At 38.2% G+C, this 25,670-nt stretch carries 23 protein-coding genes and 1 other RNA gene; 16 read left to right on the top strand and 8 right to left on the bottom strand.

Annotated features, from left to right (window positions below; all coding sequences use genetic code 11):
- Positions 1-53: 53 nt before the first annotated feature.
- The 10 genes from K6I41_RS13800 (at position 54) to K6I41_RS13755 (ending at position 12,291) form a co-directional block, all read left to right on the top strand.
- Positions 54-5,009, top strand: coding sequence for a tape measure protein (locus K6I41_RS13800; RefSeq protein ID WP_250374595.1), 4,956 nt, complete (start codon positions 54-56; stop codon positions 5,007-5,009).
- A 363-nt stretch (positions 5,010-5,372) separates the two neighbouring features.
- Positions 5,373-5,534: a hypothetical protein gene (locus K6I41_RS13795; protein WP_199968891.1), complete on the top strand. Its 162-nt coding sequence runs from the start codon at positions 5,373-5,375 to the stop codon at positions 5,532-5,534.
- 61 nt (positions 5,535-5,595) lie between these two features.
- The gene (locus tag K6I41_RS13790) at positions 5,596-5,994 is read left to right on the top strand and encodes a hypothetical protein (protein ID WP_250374594.1); all 399 of its coding nucleotides are present in this window, start codon (positions 5,596-5,598) and stop codon (positions 5,992-5,994) included.
- Positions 5,994-6,500: a DUF1833 family protein gene (locus K6I41_RS13785; protein ID WP_032063835.1), complete on the top strand. Its 507-nt coding sequence runs from the start codon at positions 5,994-5,996 to the stop codon at positions 6,498-6,500. The genes K6I41_RS13790 and K6I41_RS13785 overlap by 1 nt, the downstream gene beginning before the upstream one ends.
- Positions 6,497-6,859 carry a hypothetical protein gene (locus tag K6I41_RS13780; protein WP_250374593.1) on the top strand — a complete coding sequence of 121 codons (363 nt, stop codon included), beginning with the start codon at positions 6,497-6,499 and terminating at the stop codon, positions 6,857-6,859. Before K6I41_RS13785 ends, K6I41_RS13780 begins: the two co-directional genes overlap by 4 nt.
- Positions 6,852-10,292, top strand: a complete 3,441-nt coding sequence (locus tag K6I41_RS13775; protein WP_250374592.1) for a host specificity factor TipJ family phage tail protein — start codon at positions 6,852-6,854, stop codon at positions 10,290-10,292. Before K6I41_RS13780 ends, K6I41_RS13775 begins: the two co-directional genes overlap by 8 nt.
- Before the next feature lie 117 nt (positions 10,293-10,409).
- Positions 10,410-10,799, top strand: a complete 390-nt coding sequence (locus K6I41_RS13770; RefSeq protein WP_250374591.1) for a hypothetical protein — start codon at positions 10,410-10,412, stop codon at positions 10,797-10,799.
- Positions 10,800-10,916: 117 nt separating this feature from the next.
- Positions 10,917-11,363: a DUF6097 family protein gene (locus K6I41_RS13765; RefSeq protein WP_250375788.1), complete on the top strand. Its 447-nt coding sequence runs from the start codon at positions 10,917-10,919 to the stop codon at positions 11,361-11,363.
- Positions 11,364-11,427: 64 nt separating this feature from the next.
- Positions 11,428-11,973 carry a glycoside hydrolase family 108 protein gene (locus K6I41_RS13760; RefSeq protein ID WP_250374590.1) on the top strand — a complete coding sequence of 182 codons (546 nt, stop codon included), beginning with the start codon at positions 11,428-11,430 and terminating at the stop codon, positions 11,971-11,973.
- Positions 11,974-12,291, top strand: a complete 318-nt coding sequence (locus tag K6I41_RS13755) for a ubiquitination-like system serine protease family protein (RefSeq protein ID WP_250374589.1) — start codon at positions 11,974-11,976, stop codon at positions 12,289-12,291.
- A 124-nt stretch (positions 12,292-12,415) separates the two neighbouring features.
- Here K6I41_RS13755 and cadR read toward each other — a convergent pair whose 3' ends face one another.
- Positions 12,416-12,829, bottom strand: coding sequence for a Cd(II)/Pb(II)-responsive transcriptional regulator (gene cadR, locus K6I41_RS13750; protein ID WP_024435721.1), 414 nt, complete (start codon positions 12,827-12,829; stop codon positions 12,416-12,418).
- A gap of 83 nt (positions 12,830-12,912) precedes the next feature.
- Here cadR and K6I41_RS13745 point away from each other — a divergent pair, with 83 nt between their 5' ends.
- Genes K6I41_RS13745 through feoB form a run of 3 tightly spaced genes read left to right on the top strand, consistent with a single transcriptional unit; the run spans position 12,913 to position 16,248 of the window.
- A complete protein-coding gene (locus K6I41_RS13745; protein WP_250374588.1) occupies positions 12,913-14,157 on the top strand; it encodes a cation diffusion facilitator family transporter in 1,245 nt (414 codons plus the stop codon).
- A gap of 11 nt (positions 14,158-14,168) precedes the next feature.
- Positions 14,169-14,429 carry a FeoA family protein gene (locus tag K6I41_RS13740; RefSeq protein ID WP_250374587.1) on the top strand — a complete coding sequence of 87 codons (261 nt, stop codon included), beginning with the start codon at positions 14,169-14,171 and terminating at the stop codon, positions 14,427-14,429.
- Positions 14,419-16,248 (top strand): ferrous iron transporter B, encoded by a 1,830-nt coding sequence (gene feoB / locus K6I41_RS13735; RefSeq protein ID WP_250374586.1) that lies wholly within the window; start codon positions 14,419-14,421, stop codon positions 16,246-16,248. Before K6I41_RS13740 ends, feoB begins: the two co-directional genes overlap by 11 nt.
- A 162-nt stretch (positions 16,249-16,410) precedes the next feature.
- Here feoB and K6I41_RS13730 read toward each other — a convergent pair whose 3' ends face one another.
- The 3 genes from K6I41_RS13730 to K6I41_RS13720 all read right to left on the bottom strand — a co-directional run bounded on the left by K6I41_RS13730 (position 16,411) and on the right by K6I41_RS13720 (position 19,652).
- A complete protein-coding gene (locus K6I41_RS13730; protein WP_250374585.1) occupies positions 16,411-17,709 on the bottom strand; it encodes a Y-family DNA polymerase in 1,299 nt (432 codons plus the stop codon).
- The gene (locus K6I41_RS13725) at positions 17,709-18,200 is read right to left on the bottom strand and encodes a LexA family protein (RefSeq protein ID WP_250374584.1); all 492 of its coding nucleotides are present in this window, start codon (positions 18,198-18,200) and stop codon (positions 17,709-17,711) included. Before K6I41_RS13725 ends, K6I41_RS13730 begins: the two co-directional genes overlap by 1 nt.
- 822 nt (positions 18,201-19,022) lie before the next feature.
- Positions 19,023-19,652 (bottom strand): SOS response-associated peptidase, encoded by a 630-nt coding sequence (locus K6I41_RS13720; RefSeq protein ID WP_250374583.1) that lies wholly within the window; start codon positions 19,650-19,652, stop codon positions 19,023-19,025.
- A 115-nt stretch (positions 19,653-19,767) separates the two neighbouring features.
- Between K6I41_RS13720 and K6I41_RS13715 the strand changes: the two genes are divergently transcribed.
- Positions 19,768-20,514 carry a hypothetical protein gene (locus K6I41_RS13715; RefSeq protein WP_250374582.1) on the top strand — a complete coding sequence of 249 codons (747 nt, stop codon included), beginning with the start codon at positions 19,768-19,770 and terminating at the stop codon, positions 20,512-20,514.
- Between the two features lie 341 nt (positions 20,515-20,855).
- On the opposite strand, the gene K6I41_RS13710 is transcribed toward K6I41_RS13715, so the two are convergent.
- The 4 genes from K6I41_RS13710 to K6I41_RS13695 form a co-directional block, all read right to left on the bottom strand.
- Complete coding sequence (locus tag K6I41_RS13710) at positions 20,856-22,199, bottom strand: tyrosine-type recombinase/integrase (RefSeq protein WP_250374581.1); 1,344 nt, start codon at positions 22,197-22,199, stop codon at positions 20,856-20,858.
- A gap of 149 nt (positions 22,200-22,348) precedes the next feature.
- Positions 22,349-22,532, bottom strand: a non-coding RNA gene (gene ssrS / locus K6I41_RS13705) — 6S RNA.
- Positions 22,533-22,721: 189 nt separating this feature from the next.
- Complete coding sequence (locus K6I41_RS13700; RefSeq protein ID WP_003652859.1) at positions 22,722-23,006, bottom strand: cell division protein ZapA; 285 nt, start codon at positions 23,004-23,006, stop codon at positions 22,722-22,724.
- The gene (locus K6I41_RS13695; RefSeq protein ID WP_003652857.1) at positions 23,003-23,563 is read right to left on the bottom strand and encodes a hypothetical protein; all 561 of its coding nucleotides are present in this window, start codon (positions 23,561-23,563) and stop codon (positions 23,003-23,005) included. Before K6I41_RS13695 ends, K6I41_RS13700 begins: the two co-directional genes overlap by 4 nt.
- Positions 23,564-23,627: 64 nt before the next feature.
- On the opposite strand from K6I41_RS13695, the gene K6I41_RS13690 reads away from it, so the two are divergent.
- Together K6I41_RS13690 and pepP are read left to right on the top strand one after the other, a co-directional pair.
- The gene (locus K6I41_RS13690; protein ID WP_013198594.1) at positions 23,628-24,257 is read left to right on the top strand and encodes a UPF0149 family protein; all 630 of its coding nucleotides are present in this window, start codon (positions 23,628-23,630) and stop codon (positions 24,255-24,257) included.
- Positions 24,258-24,324: 67 nt separating this feature from the next.
- A complete protein-coding gene (gene pepP / locus K6I41_RS13685) occupies positions 24,325-25,644 on the top strand; it encodes a Xaa-Pro aminopeptidase (RefSeq protein ID WP_250374580.1) in 1,320 nt (439 codons plus the stop codon).
- Positions 25,645-25,670: the final 26 nt, after the last annotated feature.

The raw sequence follows: 25,670 nt of genomic DNA, 5'->3' as shown, positions 1-25,670 counted from the left end.
GCTAAATCTTTAACCCGCTACGGCGGGTTTTTTATTGCCTAGAGGAAAGTAAAATGGCACAAGAATCTCGTCTGGTCATTGTTATTGATTCGCAAAATGCTGAACGCAATGCGCGTAATTTAGGCAATGAACTTAATAGCATAGAAAAGAACGGCGACTTTGCTACTAAGTCAATGGACCGAATGTCTGTAGCCACTCGTTCGTTAGCAGGTTACATGGCTGGTGTGGTTACAATTGGTTCAGCCATTAGCAAGATGGATCTCTACACTGGTATTAATAACAAATTAAAATTAGTTACTAATAACCAAGAAGAATTAAATCTGGCAATGAATGATACTTTTGAAATTGCACAGCGTTCAGCATCCTCTTGGAGTGCCGTGAATGATGTCTATTCCAAATATATGTCCAATGCTAAGACACTAAATTTAACTCAAGAACAAACTGCAAAACTTACAGAAATTACCTCGAAAGCTGTTGCTATTAGTGGTTCAAATGCTGAATCAGCAGCTGCAGCATTATTTCAGTACGGTCAGAGCCTTGATGGAAATATTCTTCGTGCAGAAGAGTTTAACAGTCTAGTCGATGGAGCGGGTGGCCTCTTAAACGCAATGGCTAAAGGTCTAGGAGTGACCCGTGGTGAACTCCGTCAAATGATGCTTGATGGGCAGCTTACTGGAGAAGTTATCACTAAAGCCTTGTTAAAAGCTGGTGATAGTGTCGAAGAACTCTATGGAAAAACTGATAAAACAATTGCTCAGTCTTTAGAGATGTTAAGTAATGGTATTACAAAGTTTGTAGGTGAAACAGGGCAAGGTTCTGGTGCAGCTCAAACTTTAGCTGGATCTATTCAGATTCTGGCTAATAATCTCGATCTAATTGTGGATAGTGCTTTTGTCCTTGGGATCGGATTGATGACGAAAGCAGTTTTAACAAAAACCATTGCTATACAAGCTAGCATTGTCGCTTCTACTCAACAAAGAGCTGCAAATTTAGCTGAAGCACAATCTCAAGTTCAGTTGCTTGGTGTAGAGGCAATGAGAGCGAGACAATCTGCGGCATTAGCTTTAACAGAAATAGGATTAGCTCGAGCAGAATATAATGCAGCGATTACTGCCGATGCACGTGCAATCGCTGTACAACGCAAGACAGCAGCTGAAGTTGCTCATAGTGTTGCTTTAAAAGAGGCCACCGCAGCAACTGCTGCATATACTGTAGCTCAAGGAAATTTAAATAGAGTTGCCTCTCTTGGAAGTCGTGCGTTAAGTTTAGTTGGTGGACCAATTGGCGCAGTAACTCTTGGTATTACAGCATTAGCCGCTGGCTATATGTATTTCCAGGACAAAGCTGATAAGGCTAACAAGAAGTTAGAAGAGCAAGCTGCTGTAGCTAAGAGAGCAAAAGATGAATTGTTAGCTCTACGTGGATTAGAAAAAGACTCGGCCATTAGTGATATGACTTCTGCTTTTGAGCGGCAGAATAAGGCACTTGCTGAATCTAGTAGTAAGATCAATATTCAATTGAATGCGATTGCCCAACTTTATAAAGGTAATAAAGAAATTGTTCAGGTAGTTAATGATGCAAAGGATGGCACCATTAGCATGAATGAGGCAGTTAAACGTTTTAATGAGTTGCGCATAAGTAAGGATATTTATAACTCATTTAAAGAGAATACTTCAGAGTTTGAAAAAAATGCTAAGACAGCTAAAACCACTAAGGATTCTCTAAAACTCCTTAATATTGAAGTAGAACTTTCAGGAAATAAGGCTCAAAGGGCAGCAGCTGGAATTGATGAAAACTCTAAAGCTTTAATTGGCAATGAAAGTGCAGCTCAAAAGGCAGCAAAAGCTCAGAAAGGATATTTTGATAGTCTTCGCAATGAAGTACTGAAATCTAATGAAGAGTTAGCCTTATTAAATCTTGGTTATAGTGAGGAAACCGTAAAAAAAATACTTGAATTACAAAAAGCTAAGCAAGCCGTTGCTCCAACTGGAACAACGGCGATTATTTCTAAAGAAGAAATGGATCAGGTTGCTAAAGCTCAAAAAGCTCTCGATGTACTAAAGGATAAGAAAGATGAACTAACAGCAGCTGAACGAAAGCACACAAGCGAACTTGCTAAGCAAGAAAAAATCACAAAACGCCTAGTTGGTGTTTCTGGTCAATCAGGTATTGGGACAGGCCCTCATCTTGATGTTCGCTATGGTGGTTCAATGTCTGGCCAGAAAGTCTCTAATGAGCATCTGGCCAGATTGCAGGCGGGTGGCAAACCATTGTCATCCTACAAGATCAGTTCAAATTACGGTCCACGACAAGCCCCTACTAAAGGGGCTTCTTCATTTCATAAGGGTATTGATTTCTCAATGCCTGAAGGTACGCCGATCACAACCAATGTCGCTGTGAAAGATATCAAGACAAGATATGACAGCAAAGGTGGTGGCTATGTTAGCGAGGTGATCTTTGAGGATGGAGTAACACTTAAACTTCTGCATCAGTCACCAAGTATGCAAAGCAAGGTTAAAGGTGGGGCGAGTAAAGGGAGTGATAAAGCATCAGGTGATATCCAATCACAGCTTGAACGTCAATTAGATGCACAACGGTCACTTGAAAATGAAGTGGCCACTGAAGTACAGCGGATCCAGAATAACTTAACGGTTAGACTGGAGGATGTTGATAAAGCTGGCTTTACTCCAGAGCGTACAGTTGAAATTAAGGCTGAATTACAGCGCCGTGCTGATAATGATATTGCGATCGCCAAACAAGCCACTAGAAGCAAACTAGAGGACTATAAGGAGTTCCAGAAAACCGAGGAGCAGTTACTTGAAGAGAACTTTAACCGTAAAAAGTTTAACGCGGCTCATGATATTGAATTAAGTAAATCTGAAAAAAAGCAGGCTGCGGAATTGCTAGAACAGCAATATCAGCAAGAAAACGCGCTTATGAAATTGGCTCAAGAGCAGCGTTTATTTCAGGCTCGTATTTTTCTGCTATCTGAAACAGATGCAATGCAAGAACGTTACAGATTAGAGCGCCTTGAAATCCAAAAAACTGTAAAGGATGAGGAAGAAAGAAGAAAGCGAATTGCTTTATCGAAATCACAAGAGCAGCTTGAAACACTTGATCGGGCGACAAAAGCTGGACAAACATGGGGTGGCGTTCAAGCTGATATGAATGGCACTAGTGAGTTTTATAGACAGGATCAGGAGCGATCTAGTCGTATGAGCTCCGCGACCAATTTTTTTGATAGTCAAAAAGGAGTGGTTAACTTAAACGAACAAAACTCATTAGAAACACTCAATGCTCAGTTTGAGCAGCAGCTTATTAGTCAGCAAGATTTCGAAAACCAGAAGACCGCAATCATTCAAGCTGCTCAAGAGCAACGCAATCAGATTAGTAGTGAATATGCTCAGAACGCTAAAGATATTGAAGACAAATATCAACAGGATCGACTGAACACCCAAATTGCCCTTGGTGGACAAATGATGGGCTCAGTCACCTCAATGTTTGGTTCTATGTTTGGCGAACAATCCAAAGCCTACAAGCTTATGTTTGCGGCGGATAAGGCTTATGCGATCGCTGCGGCTGGTCTTGCCATTCAGCAAAACATTGCAGCAGCTGCAAAAGTTGGTTTTCCTTACAACTTGCCTTTAATTGCTGGGGCAGTTGCCCAAGGTGTCAGCATTATTGCAAACATCCGGGCAATCAAGGATCAGGGCTTTGCTGATGGTGGTTTTACTGGATATGGTGGCAAATATGATCCTGCGGGTATTGTCCACAAAGGAGAGGTAGTCTGGTCCCAAGAAGATATTAAACGATGGGGTGGTGTTGGTTTGGTTGAGAGTATGCGTAAGAGTGCAAGCCCTGAAGCATTTATTAATAACCATGCTACTAATAATACTTCAGCGGAAAATGTCTATAATCGTTCATTCCTAAGCTCAAAAGCTTTTAATGATAATCAAAATATCTCGAATATCTTTAGCCAACCTACTCGAGAGAATCAGATTATCGTTAATGCTCTTAAGCCAAGCAAAGATGCGGTATCAAGATCGGGAGATGTTCAAAGCATTACTAACCAGTACGCTGGGAACAATTCAAACTTTAGCAACGTTCTAGAAAAATCGATTCAAAGTAGTAAATCCTTTACTGCCAATAAATCGAACTTATCTCATTTTTCTAACTCGAAAATTCAAAATAGTAATGTTTCAAACACTACTGTTCAGAATGCTCAGAAAGAATTGCTAAAGGAGGTTTCGATCTTTAGGGATGGTGGTAATTCAAATCCGATTATTGTGGATGGTTTAAAAGGCTTTGCGAATGGAGGGTTTACAGGGAGAGGCAAAAAGTATGATGTAGCTGGTGCTGTGCATAGAAATGAGATTGTCTGGTCTCAGGATGATATTAGAAATTGGGGGGGTGTCGAGAAAGTTGAACAATTGAGGAAGGCTAGAAGTCCAGAATCATTTATTTCTAACTATGCTAAAAATAACACTTCATTTGAAAATATCATGAATCGAGCTAATCAAAGTTCACGAGCATTTAACCAAAGTAGAGATATCTCGAACATCTTTAATCAGTCTTATCAAGATGATCAGATTATCTATAAGGGAAATACTAGTGCTGCTAACCCCTCTAACACGGCGAACTCAGATCTATTCCATGACGGCAAAGTTTACTTCTCTTCAAATGGTTTAGTTCAGGATCGTTCAAATCTTGAAGATGTGCAGGACTTTACCTCAGGTCAATCTTCGCGGCCTCAAACTGAGTTTACGCCTTCTTTTGAGGAATCTTCTCCAACTATCAATTTCAAGATTGAGGTCGTGAACCAAGTCAGCGGTGCAACAGTTGAGGCTGAACAATTGGATGAGAAAACAGTCCGAATCATCGTAAGGGAAGAGCTGGATAAGCAACTTCCAAAAGCGGTACCAAGATTAGTAAGCGAGGATATTAAAAATCCAAACTCGCTAATTAGCCGCTCAATGACTGAGAATACAACTGCAAGACGTAATCGATAGTTTTAGAAGTACACGTATAAGAGGAAAAATAGGAATCATCTTCGGATGGTTTTTATTATCTGACATTTGTATGTGAGTTATATACAAAATCAACAAGTTTTAAACCCTGTTAATAACTTTTAAAGTAACAGGTATAAGGAAGAAGAGCTGTTGACACCACAGCACCTACATATCTTTTTTCAACTTTAGAAGCTACTTACAATTAATGAGCTGCCCTCGGGTGGCTTTTTTTAATTTATGGAAATAGGGCCGGAGGAAACCCCGAACCAAGTTTTCTATGATCAGAAAAGCAAAAACCCCAGTGTTGGCGCACTGAGGTTTTCAATTCAACTCAACCAGCGATAGTTAAGGAGAAATCTCTATATGACTGATTATATCATAGCAATTACAGGATTGATCAAAATGACATCAAGTTTATCTATATGGTCGTCAATATTTTATTTACTCGCAGCAATTTTATGCATTCTTGCATGGAAATTACCCGAAATAATTAAAGCTGTTAGGAAAGATAAAGACGATGATTAATAAATAGTTTTTATCTTTTGGTACCGCCTTCGGGCGGTTTTTTATTGCCTGAAGGAAAGTTATGTACAAGTTAAAGCTAAATCCTCAAACAAATGGCTATGGCGTAACACCGGGTGATGATGTGAAACGCCAACAGATGGATGGAGGGCGAGGGCGCTATTACATCGATGTAAAACGTAATAGCCACATTGTCGATGTGAACTGGAATTTAAGTAAAACCGATTTCAATAAAATGATGGCTTTTTGGCGACTTTACCAAAATAAGCCAGCTTCATTTTATGCTGATTTGGTCATTGATCAGGGGACGCGTCAGCAATACCAATGCAACTTCATCCCTGAGTCATTCAAGACAAATGAGGTAAATGGAAATCTTTACCGGGTAACAGCTCAGATTGAGGTTGTTCAGAACCAGCCGAACCTAACAGCTGATGCAGCATTGATCAAAGATTGGGAGGTCTAATGGACAACGAATACGCCAAGTTCTTTCTCAATCGTAAAGTTGATATCTATCAACTGGAGTGTATTGAGTTATCACACCCATCATTTCTAAATACTTATCGTGTTGTTCGTAATGATGATCGAGGTGTCTATGTACAGCACAAAGAAGGGTCAGGCCAGTTCTATTATGAATATTTACCATTAACGATTCAAAGATCCGGAATGTTAGGTGATCTGGACCAGACTTTAACTGTTTCAGTTTCAGGTCTTGGCGATATATTGCCGGATGAGTTTGAGCGAGTGCTGGAAGGCCAGTTTGCAGATGTGAAACCTACTGTTAATTACCGCCTTTATAGTTCAGATAACTTGAATACACCAATCCATTATTTACTAGGCCTACAACTTGCAGGTGTTTCAATGAACCATAAAGCTGTGACTTTTAAAGCTGAATCACCTCGTTTAAATACTTCTAAAACTGGTGACATTTTCTCATTGGATCGTTTTAGTGGACTGAAGGGGGCTGTATGAAAAGTCATGATCATTTACTTGATAAGCAATATGACGAAGAGCGATACAATTGTGTTCACTTTGCACATGAAGCCGCTTTGGATCTATACGGAGTAGACCGGAGCGAAGCTTTAGATTTGTTCATGCAACCTAAAGGCCATATCGAATTTAAAGTCTCACGATTAAAACTCTTAAATCCGCTGCCCATGCCCAAGGAGGGATGCATAGTCGCATTCCATCCAAGACAAAGAAATAAGCCCCCGCATGTGGGGCTTTTTCGTGGGCAGAAGGTTTTACACCTGATGGAGAGTGGAGTCACTTATTTAGCTGAAGACGTCATTAAAGCAATGGGGTTTAGTCGGGTCAGTTACTATGATTAAGATTATTTATAAACAGGATCCTTTGTCTGAAGAGAAGACAATAGAGCATGCCGAAACTATCGGGCAATGGCTTACTTCAAAATATGAATACTTACCTGAGCATGTCCGTATTTTTCACACTTCAAGCAATATGGATCATGCTGAGATCTCTTTTGCCAATGAAGTTACACCTAAGAATGCTCACGACTTAAAGCAGCTTGATTTCTTACCTGGCACTTTCATTGTGATTGAAAACCCGAAAGGTATGCCTGCGCTTATTGCTGCTATCGTTTCTATTGTCTTAAGTGTGGCGATTGCATTTTTAATGCCCGCGCCGTCAATTGCCCAAACCACTCAGAATAACAACCAATCCTCATCAGCAAATAATGAACTTTCAAACCGCGAAAACAAAATGCGAGTGAATGGACGTATTGCTGATATTTATGGTGCAGCTTGGGATACGCCTGATTTAATTGCAGTTCCTTATAAGGTCTATGAGAACAACGTCGAAGTCGAACATCTTGTTGGCTGTATTGGGCGTGGTCACTATCACATCAAAGGCGCTTACGATGGTGAAACCAATATTGTTGATATTGCAGGTGCGTCGGTAGAGGCCTTTCGACCAGGTGTAGATATCGTATCTGGACAGCCTTATTTTTCCCTCGGTAGCGAAATTACTACGCCGCCTTTAACTGTTCAGCACCAAAACTCAGTGAATGGTCAGATCTTGCGACCTGCGGACACTCAAAGTCTGGAAGGCACCAATTATCTTCATTTTGCTTATCCAAACGAGATCCTTAGAGCAGCGGCTAATAATACCGATTTAACAACTAAGTTTGTCAGTAATGACCGTATTGAAATCACTAATGCTTCTTTTACTTATAACGGGCAAACATACGATTTAAACGGTACTTATAGCGTCTTATCAGTTGCCGATGATCGGATGGCTTTGTCTAACCCAGCAGCAGTAAATCCAAACTGGCTAAAGGTAAAAGCACTCACTAACCAGCAAACGGCTGCTGCTTCTCCTAAGCTTTCATCCATTGGTGAGAAGTGGATTGGCCCCTTTATCCTGGACAACATTGAACGTAATCGTGTCATCTTTAATTTTGTCGCGAATAATGGGCTTTATACAGTCTCTTCAGGAGGCAATCAGGCAGCTGTAAATGTCACAATTGAAGTTGAAGTAACTCCAGTGAATGAGTCTGGAGCAGCTATTGGTAATCCAATGTTGAAACAGATCATTCTTAAAGGCTCTGCGAAATCACGCCAGACGGTTGGTACAACGCTGGATATGGTCACATTTCAGGGGCGTTGTAGCGTACGTGCTCGACGTTTAACTCCAACCCCAGCAGTGACAACAGTTGTTGATGAGGTGAAGTGGCAAGCGTTATATGGTGCATTTCCGCTGCAAAGCACGATGTATGAATATGAAACGGTTTTTCGTGCACGTACATATGCAACGACTGGGGCTTTATCTGTTAAGTCGCGCAAGATCAATTTTGACCTTCAGCGGATGTTGCCAACTTATAAAAATGGAGCAATGACGACTGAATTGTTTCCAACTTCAAGCTTTGCAGATGCACTGGTTTCGATGGCGCTCGATGACAAGATTGGCCGCCGTACGATCGACGAGATTGATATTGAAAACATCTATCGTACTTATAACGATATTGTCGATTACTTCGGTACACCCTTAGCAGCCGAGTTCTGTACCACTATTGATGACACCAATCTTTCATTTGAAGAGCTGGTTACCAATCTTTGTGATGCAGTGTTTTGTACGGCATATCGTCAGAACAACAAGCTAAAGATCTATTTTGAACGGCCAACTGATAATTCGGTATTACTGTTTAACTTCAGGAATATCATTCCAGATAGTTATAAACATGATCTAACGCTAGGCATGATGGATGACTATGATGGCTTGGTCTATGAATATACGGATCCGGCCGACGACACCCGCATCAATATCTATCTTCCGGATAAGGGAGCCAAGAACCCCAAAGAAGTGAAGTCAGTAGGTGTGCGCAATAAATGGCAAGCCCGTTTTAATGCGTACCGCCTCTGGAATAAACTACGCTTTCAGCGCAAATCCATTACCTTTGATGCTGCTCCTGAATCTGAGTTACTTGTTTTACGTGACCGTATTGCCGTAGCTGATTATCGTAATGGCATCCATCAAAGTGGTGATGTGGTTAAACAAGAGGGTTTAATTCTCACTCTAAGCCATGATGTTGATTTCATAGCTGGCAAGAGCTACGTGATTTATTTGCAAATGGGAGATGGTACCGTTGATTTACTTCCTATTACTGCTGGATCTGCTAAGAACAAAGTAGTTTTAGGACGTTTGCCAAATAGTGCTTTAAAGCTGAGTGCTGATGATTTTGTGAATACGATCTATACAGTTGTTAATGACGATACAAAAGATTCATTACCTTATCTGGTCGCAAAAAAGGATCCGGTTGATAAGTTTTCAAATACCGTTACAGCAGTAAATTACGATGTTCGGTATTACCTTAACGACAAGGACTTTATTGATGTACCAATTGATAATTCTCCGATTTACATCCGTTATGACCAGCTAGATATTAATCTTGCACGGCTATATCAGATGCAAAGAGGTGACTTGCCAACGACTGGAGAAATTAGCTTTATTGTTGAAGCTGGTGCTTTGGTTTCGAGTTCCAGTTCACTTCGGCCAGAAACACGAATGGTTTATAAGTTTGACTATAATTCTAGTCCAGCCAAACAGGAGTTTATTGTTCCAGCTGCTCCTGAATTTCCAGCCATTGATACAGGAGAATTCCCTCCTGGTCTTACTGTAAATCTTACGATTAAAGGATCTGTGGTTGGTCGAGGTGGTGATGGTGGTTTACCACATTTGGCCTTTGGTGCATGGTCAAGTGATTCCGATTATAACTTTGCCAAAACACGCCGTGATGGATTCCAAGGAGCACCTGGGTTAATGAATCGTCACAGTAAATTGAATCTGATTATTGATGGAGGTACTTTGGCTCGAGGTGGCTCTGGAGGTGGGGCTACACCAAGTGGTATCTATACCGAGCTAGGTTATGGAGTGCAGGGTGTTCCTGGTGGAGCTGGTGCACCATTCGGCCGAGTGATGACAGGGCAGCCGATCTACAATGATACTCAGGACTGGCGTTGGTATTTGAATGGTGGGTATTTGATGGTTGTAAAAGTCACAGATGCCGAAGCTGTGATACCGGGTAAGGGATACCGCACTCAAAATGACCGCTATGTATCACCTTTATCTGGCGATGGAGGAGGCTGGGGCCAGCGCGGTACCAAGTCGACAAATAGTGGAACTTCGAACTGGAATTACCATGGAACAACAGAAGGACAGCCTGGAGCGGGCGGTACTGCAATTGTTGGAGTAGCACCACTCACAACTAAATTGATCAATGGAGGGAAAATCTTACAAACCCTTTAATACTTTGAAAGAACTTAGAGCATCCTTTTCGGGTGCTTTTTTATTGTCGGTCCAATGATGGATTGGACAACGAACAACTACCGCTTTCTAGCGGTTTTTCTATTTCTGGAGAAATAAATGGAACCAGTTTCCACTAGTGGTGTAACAGCAATTTTAAAATTTTATGGTGCAGCAATTATGGTGACTTTAGCTGTCGCTTTAGTTGCAGCAGTTGTATTAATGACTCGTATGCCACGGTCACCACAAGAGTGGGCCGTAGGATTGATTTGTACTGTTGTATCAAGTCTGGCGGGCGGCTCATTCATTATTGTGAAGTGGGGCCTTCATGAATGGATTACTGATGTTTGGGGAATGATGGCACTCGGTGGTTTCTTCTTCGTTTGCGGTATTCCTGGTTGGGCTTTAGTCCGCTGGACCTTTAACTTTATAAATAAGCAGGAAGGAAAGACGATTATTGAAGTAATCAAAGAAGTTAAGAAAGCCAGAAATGATATCGAAAACAGTTAATGCCGCCTTCGGGCGGTTTTTATCAAAACTCAATTTATTACTTTTATGTTAAAAAGTGATTTCGAGCATATTATTTGTCCTAAAATCCTTGGTTTTACTGATTTAATTATGGTTTTTATGGGAAATTTAAGAATTTTAGGTGAAACGTTAGAGAATGCAGAAATATTGAAGGATGTTCAATATCATATTAAGGACAAGAGATTACCAATATCACTAAAAGATGATTTGAATAAACAGGTCGTCGAGGTTGAAAAATATTTTGGTGAAACTGAGTTTGAAAAACTTGAGCTTAAGAAAAATAAGATCAATGTCTGGACAGGGATTCTTGCTGTTCCTGTATTGATTTACTGTGTTGCCTTATTCTTAAGTCGATATATACATAACTTTGGAATCAATCTTGATGTGGATATGATGAACCATATGTTATTTGAAAACGTATTTAAGTATATATGGATTGTCATTCTTTATGCTGCAGTATTCTTCGGATTGATTGGTTACTTTTATTTACTTAACAATCAAAGCAAACAATTAATTGAAAAGAATGTAGAAAAGCTTCTTAGCTAAATAAATTTTTAAAATCCTGAAACCTCGCATTAGCGAGGTTTTTTATTATCTGAGGAAAAGTGAAATGAACATCGAGCAATATCTTGAAGAGTTGATTAAACGTGAGGGCGGGTATGTAAATAATCCTGCGGATCGAGGAGGGGCAACCAAATACGGTATTACTGAAGCAGTTGCTCGAGCAAACGGATTTAAAGGGAACATGAAGGATTTACCGCTTGGTGTGGCCAAGTCTATTTATCGCAAAAACTATTGGACAGCTCCCCATTTTGACCAGGTTAATGCCGTTTCTTCTGCAGTAGCAGAGGAGTTACTAGACACTGGAGTAAATTGTGGTCCCAGCTTTGCTAAACCTCTTTTACAGCGCGCGTTAAACCTACTTAATAACCAGGGAAAAGCAGGTTGGCCAGATCTTGCGGTCGACGGAATTTATGGAACCGCCACTCTAAATGCTCTCAAAGTTTATCTATCAAAAAGAGGTAAAGAAGGAGAGAAAGTCCTGGTGCGGGTTCTAAATATTATGCAAGGCCAACGTTACATTGAAATCTGTGAGCGTAATCCAAGTCAGGAACAATTTTTCTATGGCTGGATTGCTAATCGAGTGGTGATTTAAATGACTCAAGCAGAAGCAGTAACTCAGCTCACGCCATTTTTAGAATACTGGAGCAGTGGCATCTATATGTTTAAGTGCCCAGGATGTAAGTATTTACACCCTTTTCATGTTAAAGAGCGCGCACATCATAATGGCAGCATCTGGAATTTTAACGGGGATGTTGAAAAGCCAACTTTTACCCCCTCATTACTTGTTAATGACCATTATCCAGCAAGCCGCTGCCACTTATTCTTGACTGATGGAAAAATTCAATTCTTATCAGATTGTCATCATGAGTTAGCAGGGCAAACGGTCGATATGGTGCCGATCGATGTTTAAGGTTTTATTGCTGTGTATTCTGTTTTCGGGATGCACAGCTCATACGATCAATAGTAATGTAAAGGTAGGTGTTTGTATAAAAGCCCTCTGAGGAGGGCTTTTATACAGCTTTATATTTTAAATTTTAATTGCTTGCTAATATCTCTTTAGTGAGTCCTTTCAAAACTTCACATGAATCAATATCATTAGAACCAGAACATTTTCCTCTTAAGTTTGAGAGTTGTTGTTTCAATTGCATTTGTTTTTGAATATTTTCTTCTAATTGAAGAATATGCTTATCTATCAATAAATTTACTGAACTACAGTCACCACATGGTTTCATTTTGAAGCTGATTAAAGACTGTATTTCATCTAAATTCATGTTTAATAATCTACAATTTAGAATGAATTGAAGTCGTTCTAAATGAGTCTTGTTGTAAATTCTATAGTTACCTTCAGTTCTCTCTGGTTCAGCTAATAAACCTTCTTTTTCGTAAAATCTGATTGTAACGACTGGGCATCCAGTTAATCGAGATAATTCACCAATTTTTAGACTCATTCTAACTACCTAATCACTTGACTCTATAGTAACTATAGGGTGTCTAATACTATAAATTATTTATAGTTAATGGCAACCAAAAAATGAGCAATGAGACAAATGGAGTTAAGCCTTTGACTTCATGTGAAAGTAGTGGCTGCGGCTGTTCCAGTAATGAAAAAGAAGAAAAAGTGGTTGTTCAACTGGAAGAGAAAAAAACCGATTGCTGCGATAAAGGAAGCTGTGAAACTACCGTTGAAACTTGCAATTCACCCTGTCAATCAGAGAGCCTATTGGGTAATTCTCCTACGAACCAATCTAATAAATTTTTGAGTTACTTTTCTATTCCGAAAATGGATTGTTCCGCAGAGGAGCAAATGGTCAGAATGGCATTATCAAGCAATGAAAATGTAGAGCAGTTATATTTTGATTTACCTAATAGGAATTTAAAAGTATTACACAGCGGTGAAGTCAGTGAGATTTCCAAAACTCTTGATGGCTTAGGGTTTGGTTCCAAACTAGATAAAACAGATACGGTTGAATCCCAAACTAATAGTAATGAAACAAGCACATTTGTCATCCCGAAAATGGATTGCTCTGCTGAGGAGCAGATGGTTCGAATGGCATTATCTTCAGTGAATGAAGTCAGAGGGCTAGCATTTGATTTACCTAATAGGAAATTGAAAGTTTTTCATAATGATGGCCTTAAAGACATTACTAGCAAGCTTGAGGCACTTGGTTTTGGTGCCAAACTAGAAAGTACTGTTGCATCTGTCGGTCAAATTCCTGAAAAAATAGATTCGTCTGAACAAGCAAAAGTTTTAAAGATTCTTTTAGCAATTAATGCTGCACTTTTCGTTATTGAGTTTATTAGTGGCCTAATTGCAGCATCTACAGGGTTAATCGCAGATTCTCTTGATATGTTTGCAGATGCTGCTGTTTATGGGATTGCACTTTACGCTGTAGGGAAAGCTGCAAAGTACCAGGTTAAAGCAGCCCATTTTGCGGGTTGGATTCAATTATTCCTAGCTATAACTGTAATTGTCGATGTAATTAGACGTTTTATATTAGGTAGTGAGCCTGAATCTTTATTAATGATTGTAATTGGCTTTTTTGCACTGATTGCGAATGTTGCCTGTCTTTACCTAATTTCTGGGCATAAAGATGGTGGAGCACATATGAAAGCAAGCTGGATTTTCTCAGCTAATGATGTGATTGTGAATCTAGGTGTAATTATTGCTGGCTTCCTTGTTGCTTTGACAGGTTCCGCATACCCAGATCTTGTTATAGGAATAATTGTTTCACTTTTCGTACTTAACGGTGCTCGAAAAATTTTGGCATTGAAATAAGAGTCGTAAAAATGAATTTATTCCAAGTTAAACCAAATGAATTTGTCAAAATTGTTGACCTAAAAAAAGGTAACCAATATTCAGATAAAAATGATCCAGTTCTCGAACGACTTGAATTATTAGGTTTCAGAATTGGTGAAACTTTACAAGTTCTAGCTAAGGGGATTTTCGGTGGTGATCCAGTATTGGTTCAAATTGAAACTTCTCGATTTGCGTTAAGAAAGAATGAAGCTGAACGAATTTTTGTAGAGATTGTTTCAAATGAACAGTAAAAATATTGCACTTATTGGTAACCCAAATTGTGGGAAAACATCTCTCTTTAATACTCTAACAGGCACTCGTCAAAAAGTAGCTAATTATGCTGGTGTTACTGTTGAGCGGAAAGAAGGTTTCTTTAAACTACCTTCTGGTGAATCAGTTCGTGTTTTAGATTTGCCCGGTACATATAGCTTAAAGCCTACGAGTCTAGATGAAGAGGTAACAAGGGCTGTATGCTTAGGTGAGCTAGAGGGTGAGGTTTTACCTGATATATATATATGTGTGGTTGATGCAACGAATTTACATTTACATTTAAGCCTTGTACTTGAAATAAGGGCATTGAATCGACCAATGCTTCTTGTTTTAAATATGATGGATGAAGTCAAAAAACGTGGTATTTCAATAGATATTAATAAGCTTTCAGAATTGTTGGGTATCCCAGTTATCGAGGCTGTTGCTGTTAAAACTAAAGGCGTGCAGGATCTACTAAATCAATTAGATAAAAAAAATCTATTTGTCACTCCTTATCATTCTGATCTGAATCATTTTGATCAGATTAAAAATATTACTAAACAGGTAATTTTAAAAAATGATAACGGCGACGCAAGAACAGCTTTCTTGGACAGAATTTTCTTACACCCTGTACTTGGTTTAGTCATCCTAACGCTTACCATGTTTATCATGTTCCAAGCCGTATTTATTTGGGCACAACCTTTTATCTCATTAATTGAGAATGCAATTGCTTGGTTAGGCGATACAATTGGCCCGCTCATTACTCATCCATTACTTAGAAGTCTTATTGTTGATGGTGTGATCGCTGGATCGGGTAGTGTTTTGGCTTATATGCCGCAGATCCTTATTCTATTCTTCTTTATTTTAATTTTAGAAGAATCAGGTTATTTGCCACGGGCAGCTTTTCTTCTCGATAAGTTGATGTCCAAAGCTGGTTTAAGTGGACGTTCCTTTATTCCATTATTGTCTAGTTTTGCCTGTGCAATTCCTGGTGTCATGGCCACACGAAGCATTAGTTCAGAAAGAGATCGTCTAGCAACCATTATGATTGCGCCATTAATGACTTGTTCTGCAAGATTACCTGTTTATGCTTTACTTATTGCGGCATTCATTCCAAACAAATTAGTTTATGGTTGGTTGAGTCTACAAGGTTTAGTTCTTTTTGGACTTTATATGGCTGGCATTGTTTCAGCACTATGTGTTTCTTTATTTTTGAAACTAGTTAGAAAAGATAAAACAGAAAGTATTTTTATCTTTGAGTTGCCTACTTACCGATTACCAGATATTCGAAATGTTGCATTAGGACTTTATGATCGAGCTACGATCTTTTTAAAAAGGGTTGGTGGCATTATCGTAGCATTATCTATATTGCTTTGGGTGTTGGTGACATTCCCTCAACCTCCTGAACATGCCACAATGCCTGCTATCAACTATAGTTTAGCTGGGCAACTTGGACATATTATTCAACCTATATTTGCACCTATTGGCTTTACTTGGGAAATCTGTATTGCATTAATTCCTGCTATGGCTGCAAGGGAAGTTGTAATTGCTGCTTTAGGTGTGATTTATGCTATGTCAGGAGATGAGGATACTGTAACTCAAACATTATTGAGTCAAATTTCAGGTCCTGATGGCTGGGGGCTAGCTACGGGGATGTCATTATTAGTTTGGTACATTTTTGCACCACATTGTCTTGCAACATTAGCGACGATTCGCCGTGAAACTGGTAGCTGGAAACAGCCGGTTATTATGGCGACTTACTTATTTGGACTTGCTTATTTCTTTGCTTTTCTTACTTATCAAACTTTGATTAGATTCTAAGTACTTCGGGTAGTTAGTGTAGTAGACACACTAATTACCCATATTAATTTTTTGTAGAATACAAAGCTTATGTAATCAATTATAGATGAAGGTAAAAATTAAATTTTGAGCAAACATGTGCTCAGAATCGGTAAAAATAATTTTATAAGTGCAAATCTTTTCTCATTTCGTTATCAATAGCAACTCATCCCACCGAAATGGATTTCTACTCAATTTATCCCGAGACATCGACCAGTTTCGATTTGGCACAAAGCACGGACCTATACCAATCTTTTTCTTTCCAAACTTACTATGGATACCATCCATAGCTTTCATCAAACATTCCTTTTTCTCTATGTGCTCAAAGTCGGTTAAGAGGTCATAGGTATGGCCAGTTTTGGGCTCAAGTCCTGTCAGCACAACACCGCACTTCTTATATTTAATCCCTTCCTTATAGATTTCAGCCACCATCCTTGTCGCAGCGTTTGCAAAATCAATAGCGCAGTCCGTTGGTTCTGAAAAAGAGCCTGTAATAGATTTATTGTAAAACGGCACGTTAGGATCAAATGGATTTGATTGAACAAAAGCAATCATGCAACCGCATAAAAGACCTTCATCCCTCAATCGCTTGCAAGCATCTTGAGCATACATTGAGATAGCTTCTTTTAAATCCGTTAACTCAGTTACGCGACCACCGAAAGATCGGCTTGCAACTATTTGCTTTTTTGAGGGAGGGGTGTGCTCTATCTCAATGCATGAGATGCCTTGTAGCTCATAAATGGTTCTTGCCATCACAATTGAAAATTTCTTTTGCATCTCTCGAGGCTCAGCACAAGCTAGATCAAGCACTGTATTAATACCCATCGATTGAAGCTTTTTAGAGTGCTTACGACCAACGCCCCAAACTTCAGATACTTCAATTGATGAGAAATAATATTCTTTATTGCACGGATCCATAGATACCAGATCGCACACACTGTTAAAACCGGGATTCTTTTTAGCAATGTGATTAGCAATCTTAGATTCTGTTTTACTTCTTCCGATTCCAACACATACTGGTAAACCGAGCCATTTCCATATTTGCTGCCGCATTTGTTGCCCGACCTTTTCAAGATCGAAATTTTTTTCATAAGCAGAAAAATCAACAAAGCACTCATCAATCGAGTATGGCTCAACTTCTTCATCCGTTACGTATGAACCAAGGATCGTATGAAAACGTCTCGACATTTCTGCATACATTGCATAATTGCTTGAAAGTACTATTACCTTGTTTTGCTGAACAATATCTTTGATCTGAAATAGGGGAACACCCATTTTAATGCCTAACGCTTTTGATTCATTGCTGCGAGCAACGGCACAACCATCATTGTTAGATAGAACTATTACAGGCTTATTGTTCAAACTTGGGTCAAAGACTCTTTCGCATGAAACATACATGTTATTGACGTCAATCAAGAAAAAGACTTTGTTCTCATGTTTCATTAGTTTCTAATCATTTTAATGATGCAGGTAACAACGCCCCAGATAATTAATTCTTGGCCATCCATTAAATAAATATTTTTATACTCAGGGTTTTCAGCTTTAAGCCATTTCCTAGACTCTTCAATCATTAATCGCTTAACGGTGAAATCGTTATCTATTAGTGCTACAACAATATCGCCATGTTTCGCGTCAAGGCTACGATCGACAATTAGTTCGTCATCAATATCAATTCCAGCGTTGAGCATCGATAGCGAAGCAACTTTCACAATAAACGTAGCGGTTTCATTTTTTATTAAGTGCTCGTTCATATCGAGCGCTTTGTCTATATAGTCTTGTGCAGGAGAGGGGAAGCCAGCGGAAATTTTTTCTAGAGCGTAAGGGACAAGCAGGTGAGTTGAGGGAACAACTTGCTTGATTAACAAGGCTTCAGATAAAACAGCACCTTGTAAATACGGTTTTATCTGGATGATGGATGGTGCAATTTCGCTCATAGAATATCCCCTAACTTGAATTTGTAACATATTCAAGATGATATGCTAGAGCTTAGTTAAATTTCAAATTTAAAAAGTTGTGGATAAATAATGACTAGTCGTAACTTGTCGCGCTTCATTGTGCGTTTGGTCGGAAATTCTTCAAATTAAATTACTTTGTAAACTTGGAATTTAGGGTGAAGAAAGTAACAAAAAAATTATAACAAAATGAGTCACTTCTAGAAGAACCTATATCTAAGTTATTGATTTTTGAGTTATCCACAAAGCTATCAATAAGCGTTTTTTAATAGCTTTGCTATGCTATCTCTCATCAAATCATACAGATAAAAAATTACTAAAAAGTCAAGATTGATCTGCTATGGCGAGTGCTATAAGCTTAAAAATACAAAGAGATAGCTTGCTGTCTAAATAACTAATGTATTTTTGGCAAGAGAATTTGTTCGTTGATTTTTTTGACTAGGAATAAAAACATTAGGAGGGGCTGCTCACTTTCGAAATTTTGGTCGAGGACGAAAGAGAGCAGCGAATTTAAACAAGCGCGTTTTTAAACACTGTTTAATTTAATTTTCAACGAAATTTAAAACGAAGTCTTAAACCGTATTCAATTTTGAATATAGTGACATTGTTTTAAAAAAAATTCAAACAGCGAATTTTGACGCCGCAATACAGGCGAAATGTAATGTTAGGACTTAAAGTCTTGAAATTCGTATGCTTTCATTTAATCGGGATCTTAGCTGATTTAGTTCAGATCGCTGATTTTGTGATTCGTTAATTTACTATCTTGTAAGAAAATCTAAAGCCGTTTGTGTAAACAGGCGGCTTTTATCGAATTTTCTGTTTAGGAAAGTAGTCAGCAGTAAATTCACCTAAGGGCATTTCAAAGAAAAATTGCTCAGCATCTTCTTTTTTACAGTTCAACCAATCTTCACGATACTCTTCTGGAATGACGATGACTGATCTCTTTTCATCTTCTGGTTTATGGAATTGACTCATGAAAGGGTGGTTATCCGCATTAATAGTCAGCATCGACATTGATCTCACCTGTTGGCCATTAATCACAGTAGAGTCGTAAATAGCGGCTACCGTAAAAGGTAGTCCATCTTCGCGATATATTCCCCAACGTTCAGCTTTGCCATTCACATATCTTGGTTCATAGATCTTTTCAACAGGTATTAAAGCAAACTGGCTTTTAGCCCATGCATGTCGGAAGCTCGGCTTTTTATCTACCGTTTCAGTTCTAGCGTTATACGTATACTTTGAGAATTTAAGGTCGTGGTTCCATGGTGGAATCATACCGAACTTTACTTGGCGCCATTCGATGTGGCCATCTTGAGAAAAAATAAGAGGGCAGTCATAACCCGGGTAAACATCCGCTTTATATTCGAAAGTAGGTTCGAAGAGATCTAGCAGATGTACCCGGTCTTTTGATATCGGCTCATAGTTTGCACACATAATCAAAGCCCCTTATATCTTTAAGTAATTACTATGCAATAGAAAAATATTTATATCCTTAGATTTTTTGTATGATATAAGCATTTTAAAAATATCATTAAATAGGAAATTATCAATGGGTATAGCAGACATAATAGGGATTGTTGATCACTACTTTAGACCATTAATCATAGTTTTATCTACAGCCATAACAATTCTTCTATCTTCGAAAAAAATTGGAAATAAAGTAACCGTACATTATAAGATTGTTTCAGATATAATATCGGCCAAAAGAATAGATGATATTGTTCTTGTTAATCATAAAGATAAACCTGTACCTGTTTTTGGAATATATGCACTATTTGAAAACGAAAGTATTTTAGAGGTTGAGGTATGTGATCCCCCTATAGTAATTGAACCATATGGAGCTGTAAGTATAAAAACAAAAGCTCATAGTAAACTTTATAAAAATAATGAATTATATGAACCGGACTATACTAAGGCAACTATTGTTTTGGATTCTGTAGGCAAGCTAATTAAATGTAAACTTAATAAAAGAAATTTAAAAGAGCTCTTTAAATATAAAAGGATAAATAAATCTACAACATCATATAATGGTGTAGTGCATGATGGTAGAGATCCATATGCTATTTTATATGTGAGTAATGACGTGCAAAAATTATCGTTCGTTTCAAATAGTGGCTTTATACATCATGAATGGAATTTTAATTACAATGGCATTGATTTAAGTGGCGGTAAAGTAGTAAATGAACATGTTATTAATGAATTTTTAGAGCATCAGGGATATTCTGATATCATGACTAATTATCTTATCTTGAAATTAGAAAATGGTAATTACTCACCAGTTTTAAAGAAAAAGTAAAAGATAGAAAATAAAAAGCTATTTAAAAATTATTTTAAATAGCTTTGAAATATTAATTTAATTAACTAATCTGCTATTCTATTTTTTTATCTTTGTTTATCTTTGTTTATCTTTGTTTATCTTTGTTTATCTTTGTTTATCTTTGTTTAGCTTTGTATCGCGCTCATAACAATATAATTATTTTGCAAACCTAGAGACCAGCCTATCTCTTTATAGAATGGCTCACCATATTTAATTGTGTGCTCGATATAAAAGTAAACCCAATCTTTCATTTGCTAATTCTCAATTTTCTGTAAGTGATTTAATATTTAGGACCATCGAAACTAGCCCAACTATTCACATTATCTGCTTATAATACTATTGTTATGCTCAACCCATTTTTCTCTCATATTCCTTATTGATTTTTGTTCAAAGTAGATTCTGTTTTTGATCAAAGCTTTTGAAATATCAGATAACACAACGTTTTCAATCATATTCATAGCTTTGCGAAGATCATCAAATGTCACTTGAACATACCCATCGGTTACATCGCTATCATCATCACTGACTGTATGATTAATAAGTTTTTTAATTGTGTAACTACCAATCGCTAGACTATTCGCGATTGTTCCGAAAGTTCTCCGCAAGTCATGAAATGTAAATTGAATACCAGTTGTTTCAGTAATCGTATGACGAGCTTCACGCTTATCAACGATATGTGAATCAAGCGTATCACCAGCGAAAACGTATTTATTATTGCCAGCAAGTTTTTTTCGTTCTGCCAATATATACCAAAGCATTTCTCCCATCGGTAGGAGAAGGTCTTCATGATTTTTTGGGTCCTGAATTTTTAAAGTTCCATATTTTAAGTCAACATTTGCCCATTCCAGTGTTTCGCCTTCTTCTCTGCGGAATCCGGTTAGGATCAATAGAAGTAAGAAGTCCTGATTTGTGTATGCACGATGATTTAAATTTTGGTTGCCTGCCCACCAAGTTGTACACACAGCAAGTGACCAGTCATGTATCTGGTCTGCTCGAATATACCCCTTACGACGTTTTATCTTGTTCCATTTCTTTTCTTTATAAATAACCCCAACAGGGCTTTTTTCTGTGATAATTTTTTCATCATTATCGTTATATAGAATTGAGGCATTGAAGTTATAAACAGCAGATAAAAACTTCATTGCAAGATTTGCCTGCGCTAAGCTTCGCTCAGATAAATCCATATGCTTGTTTAAAGTCATTTTCTGAGAAATTTCAGTAATTTTGATGTTTTTCCAATCTTCAAAATAATCATTGGCACATCGGTCATAAGCATCAATCGTATTAGCGCTTAGCTTTTTTTTACTTTTGTAGACTTCATATGCTTGTTCAAGAGTTGGGATTAATTCGTTTGCTTCTTTTTCGGATTTAAAATCATTCTTTAATTGTCTTTTTTGAGCAACTGGATCAATGCCCTGATGCATCATTAGCAATATTTTTTTAGCTTCAGTACGTGCTTGCTCAAGAGTATATACACCATGTTTACCAATGGATTTCCTTTTATTTCGTCCATCAGGCATTCTCGTTTCAACAAAATAGGTTTTCGACTTTGTTGCAATTAAACCAAAACCAATAGTAACTGAGTCACGATAAAATTTAGTCCCCGTTTCTTCGAGCGGGATGTTGTCGATAAATGTTTTTGTAAGTTTATATCTTTGGGTCATGGTGACTTAAAAAGGATGAAACGATACGCAGCAATATACCACAATATTTCTGTAGCCTACTATAAGCCTATTTTTGATTAATTTGGTGAAAAATAATAGGTTTTCAAATTGATAATTCTTGTCTTAAGTTATTGTTTTTATAATTAAATAAATGCTCCGAAGATGCCGCTGCATGTGTCGTTACCCTGAACCCGATGAGTTCAAGGTGGACGCGACGTATACTTGCTGGGTTTCCTACACGAAGGTAGGCATACACTCTAAATATACAGAACACATCCATAAGTTTAAGTATCGGCAGGGGAATAGACCCGCTGGCGAACATCCCAGAGACAGTTTAAGTATAACCGATCTGACCATGTTGGCAATCACCTAAACCTCTGGAACTGTAAACTTAGTTTGCGTTTGATGAAGCTTTGTACATTAACAGGCATAAAGTAATTTCAATTACGCTTAATAGTGCCAATAAAAAACGCCTTGCATTTATTATTCATAGAGCAAGGCGTTTTTGTATGGATAATTTATTTAAACAATTTGTTCAACATCATCCAATATCGTTTGCAGTAAACGTTCACAGTGAGTGTATTCTTGCAAAGACTTATTAAGGCTCAGTACTTCTTGAGTCAATTGTAGAGCAACCATAATGACCAGTTTGTTGTGCTCAACACGTGGAGCACTACGACGCATCTCATTAAATTTCTCATTGAGAAGTTCTGCTGCACGTTCAAGTTCATCTTTTTTGTCTAAAGTAGTTGCGAGTCTAAAGGTCTGCTCAATCAGCCTAAGCTCTACCATGACTTGTTCACTCATGATTGGGTCTCCTCACCAGTTTCAGCATTAGGATGGGCAAGCTGCTGAATTTCTTGAGCATGCTGATCTTGAGCAGTGCCTAAAATTCCTAAACGTTGAATAATCGCTTCAACTTTTGATTTAGCAAGCTCATTTTTTTGTAACAAACGATCACGATCTTGTTGTAAATCATGGAGCTCTTGTTGAGTTTGACGCTGGTGGGCTTGTAACTTTTCTTTTGCAACACGTAATTCATTGCGCTCGGCAAGAATTTCTTGAAAACGATTTTTTAAATCAGTCGTACTTTTTTCTAATCGGCTATAACGTTCCGCAAGTGTGTTAGCATCCTGATTCAACTGTTGAAATTGACCTTTTAACTGAGATAGTTGCTCAGTTACCGACTCAATTTCCTCTTGTTTTTTAGTGATAATACTATTTTTTTGCACAACTTGTGCGTGATGCTCTGTTTCAGCCAGTTCTTTAGCTTCTGAGAGTGCCGCATGTTCACTCTCTAAATGATGTAAGCGTGTTTTTAATACGCTGATATGCGCTTGTAGCCGCTGTAATTGTTCTAACATAACGAGGTCGCACAGAATTGCAATCAAAGGTAATATATACAAAGTATAGAGATTGGATAAACGAATGCAAGACGATATTTCAGGCTGGACAGATTGGAACGCTCATTTTGAAGGAATTGAAGAAATTTCAAGCCCTAGTGAGTTACATGGTCTATTAACAGGTATTGTTTGTGTGACAGAAGCGCCAACGCGTGAACAATGGTCACAAATTTTAACAACCCTTAATGTGCCAGAGTTAAGTGAAGATGCTCTAACGCTTTTAACTGATGAAGCAGAAGATGTTATTCATGCACTATCTGAAGATGAATTAGATTATTTACCTATGCTTCCTGACGATGACCATCTACTTCAAGAGCGTGTACAAGCTTTATCAGATTGGTGTGCAGGCGTTGTATTAGGTTTTGGATTGGCATCGGGTCATATTCGTCCAGATGAACTTGAGTTGATTGAGAACCTTCAAGATATTGCAGCAGTCGAATTTGAAGACTCTGACAATGATGAAGAAGGTGAAAGCAGCTACGAAGAATTATATGAATTTGTACGCTTAATCCCTGTAAGTTTGTCTATTGGCAGAAAAAAAATTACTGTAGCTGAAAGTTCTTTATTGAAAAAATTTCATGCAAAAAGTAAATCTGCTGCTGTAGACACAGAACAAAATATTGTAGAAATGTTTACTCCACATCGCCCAAGCTAATTGAGGCGATGTGTTATTGGTTGTATTTTATTTTTTGACTTTAAAATTCTAAATCAAGTAGATCATTATGAAATTGCCTCAAGCTGATTTTCGACATCGTAGAGACCGTCTGGCAGAAAAAATGGGTCCAAACAGCATTGCAATTATTGCAACGCGTGAAGAAATGTACCGTAATCGTGATGCGGATTATAAATTCCGTGCCGATAGTAGTTTTTTCTATTTGACGGGCTTTGCTGAGCCTGAGGCAGTTGCTGTCATTGAAACCTTCGACGATGAAGAATATAGCTATAGTCTTTTTTGCCGTGAACGTAATCGCGAGATGGAAATCTGGAATGGTTTCCGTGCTGGAGTTGATGGTGCAGTTGAAGACTATGATGCTGATGAAGCATATGTCATTGATTTGCTTGATGAAGAAATTATTGAAAAATTATTAAATAAAGAGCGTCTTTATTATCGGATTGGGCACGATGCTGAGTTTGACGCGCGAGTGAGCCAGTGGATTAAAAAAGCAGATGCCGAGCACCGACATGAAAACGCTCCCGCTCAATTGCTACAGCTCGACCGTATTGTTGATGAAATGCGTTTAGTTAAGTCACCACAAGAACTTGAGCTAATGCAAATTGCTGCAAATATTAGTGCTGAAGCACATAAGCGTGCGATGCAAACGGTGCACCCAGAAATGATGGAATATGCTCTTGAAGCTGAACTCAATTATATTTTTGGGAAAAATGGCTGTGTTCCGTCTTATAACAGTATTGTAGGCGGTGGAGCTAATGCTTGTGTTTTACATTATGTTGAAAATAACAAGCCACTCAAAGATGGTGATTTAGTCTTAATTGATGCTGCATGTGAATATGAATTCTATGCTTCGGATATAACTCGTACTTTTCCGGTCAATGGTAAATTTAGTGCTGAGCAAAAAGCATTATATGAAGTTGTATTGGCTGCCCAATATGCAGCGATTGATGCAGTTCGTATTGGTAATTCATACCGTGAGCCTCATGAAATAGCAGTTAAAATTTTAACTGAAGGTCTAGTTAATTTAGGTTTACTCAAAGGTGATGTTAACGAACTCATCGAAACCGAAGCATACCGTCAGTTTTATATGCACGGCACAGGTCATTGGCTAGGCATGGATGTACACGATGTCGGGTCTTACAGAAAAGGTGAAGATTGGCGTCAATATGAAGAGGGTATGGTCATTACAGTTGAACCTGGTTTATACATCGCACCAGATGATGAAACTGTAGATGAAAAATGGCGTGGTATTGGTATTCGTATTGAAGATGATGTGGTCGCAACCTCGAAAGGACCACGAGTTTTAACTGCTAATGTGGTTAAAGATATTGCAGATATTGAACATTTAATGGCGCAAGCTAAAGCATAATTAAACGTATTCGCCAAAGGAGCAAA

This window comes from Acinetobacter sp. AS23 (assembly GCF_023612055.1).
Taxonomy (GTDB): domain Bacteria; phylum Pseudomonadota; class Gammaproteobacteria; order Pseudomonadales; family Moraxellaceae; genus Acinetobacter; species Acinetobacter oleivorans.
The sequence above is the reverse complement of the archived record's forward strand: the minus strand, read 5'-3'. Positions and strand labels throughout refer to the sequence as shown.